We start from the raw sequence: 4691 nt of genomic DNA, 5'->3' as shown, positions 1-4691 counted from the left end.
GGCCGGGCCCCGGAGGGGGACTTGCAGCGGCCCCCGCCACCGGACCCACCCCGCCATCCCACAGGAAACCCGCTTCTGCCGTTGCCGTTGCCGTTGCTTGAAGCCTCTGCAGGTGCCGGGCGCAGCCCGGCCGAACACCCCCAACAGGCAGGCGGCGCCCGGAACGGGTACCCTATGCCGCCATCAGATAGCCAATGTGACATGACCGACGCCATCGTCGCTCCGCAGTGGGCCTCCCGCCTGCGCGACATCGCCGACTTCCCCAAGCCCGGCATCCTGTTCAAGGACATCATGCCGCTGCTCGCCCACGGCGAGGACTTCCGCGGCGCGATCACCGCGATGGCCGACCGTTGGCGCGACCAGAAGCTGGACGCGGTGGTCGGCATCGAATCACGTGGTTTCATCCTCGGCGCCGCGATGGCGCTGGAGCTGGGCGTCGGCTTCGTGCCGGTGCGCAAGCCGGGCAAGCTGCCGGGCCAGGTGCTGCGCGAGGAATACACGCTGGAGTACCGCAGCGACTGCATCGAAGTGCACGCCGACGCGCTGCCGGGCGGTGCCCGTGTCGCGATCATCGATGACGTGCTGGCCACCGGCGGCACGCTGGTCGCTGCGTTGTCGCTGGTGCGCCGCCTGGGTGTTGAAGTGGTCGGCGCCGGTGTGCTGGTCGAGCTCGATGGCCTGGGCGGCCGGGCCCGCTGGGAGGCGGGCTTGCCACTGCACACCGAACTGGTGTTCTGATCGAAGGGTGAATGCCAACCAAGGTTGGCATCTACCAGAGCGAAGAGCCGGGAGCCGGTCGTTGCCAACCGTGGTTGGCAACGCGGCTTCAATCACATCATCCGCACGCGGAAGCGACGGCCCTTGATCTTGCCGGCTTCCAGCCTGGCGACGGCCTTGTTGGCCTGTTCACGCGCGATCGCCACGTAGGAGCGGGTCGGGAAGATCGCGATCTTGCCGATGAACTTGCTCGACAGGCCGGCATCGCCGGTCAGTGCGCCGAGGATGTCGCCCGGGCGCAGCTTGTCGGTCTTGCCGCCGTCGATCCGCAGGGTGCGCATCGCCGCCTGCGGCAACTCGGCCGGGCGCGAGGTCGCCAGTGGCGTCTTCTGCCAGTCCAGTGGCTGACCCAGCTGTGCTTCGATGGCTTCGGCGCGGGTCTTCTCGCGGCCGGCCACCAGGCTGATCGCCAGGCCGCTGGCACCGGCGCGACCGGTACGGCCCACGCGGTGCTGGTAGCTCTCCACGTCGGTCGGCAGTTCGTAGTTGATCACCGCCGCCAGCTCTTCCACGTCCAGTCCGCGCGCGGCGACGTCGCTGGCGACCAGCACGTTGCAGCTGCGGTTGGCCAGCCGCAACAGCACTTCCTCACGGTCGCGCTGCTCCATGTCGCCGTGCAGGGCGAGTGCGGAGAAGCCGAACTGCTGCAGCGAGTTGGCCACTTCGTCCACGTCCTTGCGGGTGTTGCAGAACACCACCGCCGATTCCGGCGCGTACTTCAGCAGCAGGCCGGCCAGCGCCTTCTGGCGATGCGCCGGTTCCACCTCGCAGAACAGGTGGCGGATGGCCGGTGCCTGGTCGGCACCTTCCACGGTCACCTCCACCGCGTCGCGCAGCAGGTCACGCGCCATGGCGCGGATGCTGTCGGGGAAGGTGGCGGAGAACAGCAGGCTCTGGCGATCCCTGTGGGTGCGGCCGGCGATCTCGCGGATCGGCTCCTCGAAGCCCATGTCGAGCATGCGGTCAGCCTCGTCCAGCACCAGCGTGCGCACCGCGCCAAGATTCAGCGCGCGCTTGCGTGCCAGCTCCTGCACGCGGCCGGGCGTACCCACCACCACGTGCGGGTCGTGGCCTTCCAGCGAGGCCAGCTGCGGGCCCAGCGGCACGCCGCCTACCAGCAGCAACAGCTTCAGGTTGGGAATGCCGGTGGCCAGCTTGCGGATCTGCTTGCCGACCTGGTCGGCGAGTTCGCGGGTCGGGCACAGGACCAGCGCCTGCACGCGGATCAGGCTGGGGTCGACGGCCTGCAGCAGGCCCAGCCCGAAGGCGGCGGTCTTGCCGCTGCCGGTCGGCGCCTGTGCGATCACATCGTGGCCATCGAGGATGGCCGGCAGGCTCTGCGCCTGCACGGGGGTGAGGGTGGTGTAGCCGAGGGCGTCCAGGCCGGGCTGCAGGGCCGGGCTCAGCGGCAGGGTCGAGAAGTCAGTCATGGCGCATTGTACCTGCCTGCGCGGCAGCGCCCGTCCTGGGCCGCCATCCACGCATGGCGTGGATCTACGGGTGGGTGCCGACCGTTGGTCGGCACGCCTTGCTCAGCCCAGCACCGCCAACACACCCTGGTGGATCGCCAGGCCACCGAACAGCAGCCAGGCGAACAGGATCAGCGCCAGCAGCAGTGGCTTCAGGCCGGCCTGGCGCAGCGCCGAGACATGGGTGGTCAGGCCCAGCGCGGCCATCGCCATCGCCAGCAGCACGGTATCCAACTGCACCAGCCCGGCCTGCAGGCTGGCCGGCAGCAGGTGCAGTGAATTGAAACCGGCCACTGCCACGAAACCGAACGCGAACCACGGCACTACGATGCGCGCCTTGCTGCCGTCGGCGCCGGCCTTGCCGCCACGCGCCAGCCACAACGACAACACGACCAGGAACGGCGCCAGCAGCATCACCCGCACCATCTTGGTGATCACCGCGGTATCGGCGGCGGCTTCGCTGACCGTGCGGCCGGCGGCCACCACCTGCGCCACTTCGTGCACCGTCGCACCAGTGAACAGGCCGTACTGCCGCGCGTCCATCGCCAGCCAGCCGTGCGACTGCACCAGCGCATACAGCGCCGGGTACAGGAACATCGCCAGCGTGCCGAACACCACGACGGTAGAAACCGCGACAGTGACCTGCGCAGCGCGGCCACGCACCACCGGTTCGGCGGCCATCACCGCTGCCGCACCGCAGATCGCGCTGCCGGCGCCGATCAGCATTGCCGCCTCGCGTTCCATCTTGAACACACGTACGCCCAGCCAGCAGGCCAGGCCGAAGGTGCTGGCGACCACCAGCACGTCCATCAGCACGCCGCTGACGCCGACATGGCCGATGTCCTGGAAGGTCAGGCGCAGGCCGTACAGCACGATGCCGGCGCGCAGCAGCCAGTGCTTGGAGAAGCCGACACCGGCCGCGCTGCTCGGCGCCAGCCGCGGGTAGAGGGTGTTGCCGACCACGATGCCGGCCACGATGGCGACGGTCAGTGCACTCAGGCCATGCGCCTGCAACCAGGGAAGCTCTGCCAGGTACAGCGATGCCGCCGCGATCAGGCCCACCAGCAGAAGGCCGGGCAGGCGCGGCTGCCAGCGTTGGCGCAGGGCGGGCAGGGACCAGGAGGAGAGAGCGGGGGCGTTCATGGCAGGGGTAGGGCTGTAGTGACGGGGCAAGCGTGCGCCTTCGTCCCTGACCTGTAAAACGAATAATATGGGTGAAACCTACCTATAAAGCGGGTAAATGCCATGCGCCTGACCTTGCGCCAGCTGCAAGTCTTCGTCGCCATCGCCGACCACGGCAGCACCACCGCCGCCGGCCAGGCCATCGCGCTCTCGCAGTCGGCCAGCAGCGCCGCCCTGCAGGAACTGGAGGCGCACTTCGGTACGCCGCTGTTCGACCGCATCGGCCGTCGCCTGGCGCTGAACGGGCACGGCCGCGCACTGCTGGAGCCGGCGCGCACCCTGCTGGTCAATGCCGCTGATCTGGAGCGGCAGCTGGCCGCCGGCGGAGACCCGTCGCAAGGGGCTCCGCTGCGGTTGGTACTGGCCGCCAGTACCACCATCGGCAACTACCTGCTGCCGCAGCGCATCGCTGAACTGCTGCGGCGGGCGCCGCAGGCCGAAGTCGATCTGCGCATCGACAACAGTGCTGGCGTAGTCGCCGCCGTGCAGCGCCTGGACGTCGACGCCGGCCTGATCGAAGGCCCGTGCCATGAGCGCGGTTTGCAGGTCACGGCCTGGCAGCAGGATCCGCTGGTGATCGTCGGCGCCGCCGACGCCCCCCCGCGCTGGTCGCTGGACGAACTGCGCCGTGCCCGCTGGCTGCTGCGCGAACCCGGCTCCGGCACCCGCGAAGCAGTGGAACAGGCGCTGTTGCCGCACCTGCGCGGCTTCGCCCAGACCCTGCAGCTGGGCAATACCGAAGCGATCAAGCAGGCCGCCATCGCCGGTCTCGGCCTGGCCTGCCTTTCCCGCCACGCGCTGGAAGAGCCGCTGGCCCTGGGCCGCCTGCGCGTGCTGGAGACCCCGCTGCCGCCCCTGCAGCGCACCCTGTGGTTGGTACGCCACCCGGGCAAGCAATGGCTGCCGGGGTTGCAGGCGTTGCTGGGGGAGGTGGGGTAATTCATCAGATTCCCATGTGTCGACCAAGGTCGATACCCACCAGAGCAGAATGCCGTTCCGACAGATCGCAGAAATCTGTCGAAGGCGGGATGGGCCCGTTGCGGGGGCGTGAGCCGCATGGGCCCGAGGCATGCCTCGGGCGGGTTGGGCAGGACGCCCAACCCCGGTCTTGCCGTGTGCGCAGGACAGCGCACACGAGCAAGCGGCGACCGGACCTACATGGACGTATTTACGGCGTCCCCCGCAACCGGACCCATCCCGCCTCCCACAGGAAGCCGCTTTTGACGTTGCGTTGAGGTTGCCGGCCAGCGGCCGGCACTACCG

At 69.3% G+C, this 4691-nt stretch carries 4 protein-coding genes; 2 read left to right on the top strand and 2 right to left on the bottom strand.

Annotated elements, in window-relative coordinates; genetic code table 11:
- The first annotated feature begins 201 nt into the window (after positions 1-201).
- Positions 202-738: an adenine phosphoribosyltransferase gene (locus tag HMPREF3114_RS15740; protein ID WP_005416213.1), complete on the top strand. Its 537-nt coding sequence runs from the start codon at positions 202-204 to the stop codon at positions 736-738.
- 92 nt (positions 739-830) lie between these two features.
- Here HMPREF3114_RS15740 and dbpA read toward each other — a convergent pair whose 3' ends face one another.
- Together dbpA and HMPREF3114_RS15730 are read right to left on the bottom strand one after the other, a co-directional pair.
- Positions 831-2207, bottom strand: a complete 1377-nt coding sequence (gene dbpA / locus HMPREF3114_RS15735; RefSeq protein WP_053501266.1) for an ATP-dependent RNA helicase DbpA — start codon at positions 2205-2207, stop codon at positions 831-833.
- A 102-nt stretch (positions 2208-2309) separates the two neighbouring features.
- A complete protein-coding gene (locus HMPREF3114_RS15730) occupies positions 2310-3389 on the bottom strand; it encodes a YeiH family protein (protein WP_053501305.1) in 1080 nt (359 codons plus the stop codon).
- 102 nt (positions 3390-3491) lie between these two features.
- Between HMPREF3114_RS15730 and HMPREF3114_RS15725 the strand changes: the two genes are divergently transcribed.
- Complete coding sequence (locus HMPREF3114_RS15725; protein WP_053499669.1) at positions 3492-4367, top strand: LysR substrate-binding domain-containing protein; 876 nt, start codon at positions 3492-3494, stop codon at positions 4365-4367.
- The last annotated feature ends 324 nt before the right edge of the window (positions 4368-4691 follow it).

Origin of the sequence: Stenotrophomonas sp. HMSC10F07, from assembly GCF_001807895.1 — a bacterium.
Classification (GTDB): Bacteria; Pseudomonadota; Gammaproteobacteria; order Xanthomonadales; family Xanthomonadaceae; genus Stenotrophomonas; species Stenotrophomonas sepilia.
This window is presented reverse-complemented; position numbering and strand designations above follow the sequence as displayed.

What these genes read in the sequence shown, in the direction of transcription:
- HMPREF3114_RS15725 (WP_053499669.1), top strand. Translation starts at nt 3,492, where the DNA reads ATGCGCCTGACCTTGCGCCAGCTGCAAGTCTTCGTCGCCATCGCCGAC.
- HMPREF3114_RS15740 (WP_005416213.1), top strand. Translation starts at nt 202, where the DNA reads ATGACCGACGCCATCGTCGCTCCGCAGTGGGCCTCCCGCCTGCGCGAC.
- dbpA (WP_053501266.1), bottom strand. Translation starts at nt 2,207, where the DNA reads ATGACTGACTTCTCGACCCTGCCGCTGAGCCCGGCCCTGCAGCCCGGC.
- HMPREF3114_RS15730 (WP_053501305.1), bottom strand. Translation starts at nt 3,389, where the DNA reads ATGAACGCCCCCGCTCTCTCCTCCTGGTCCCTGCCCGCCCTGCGCCAA.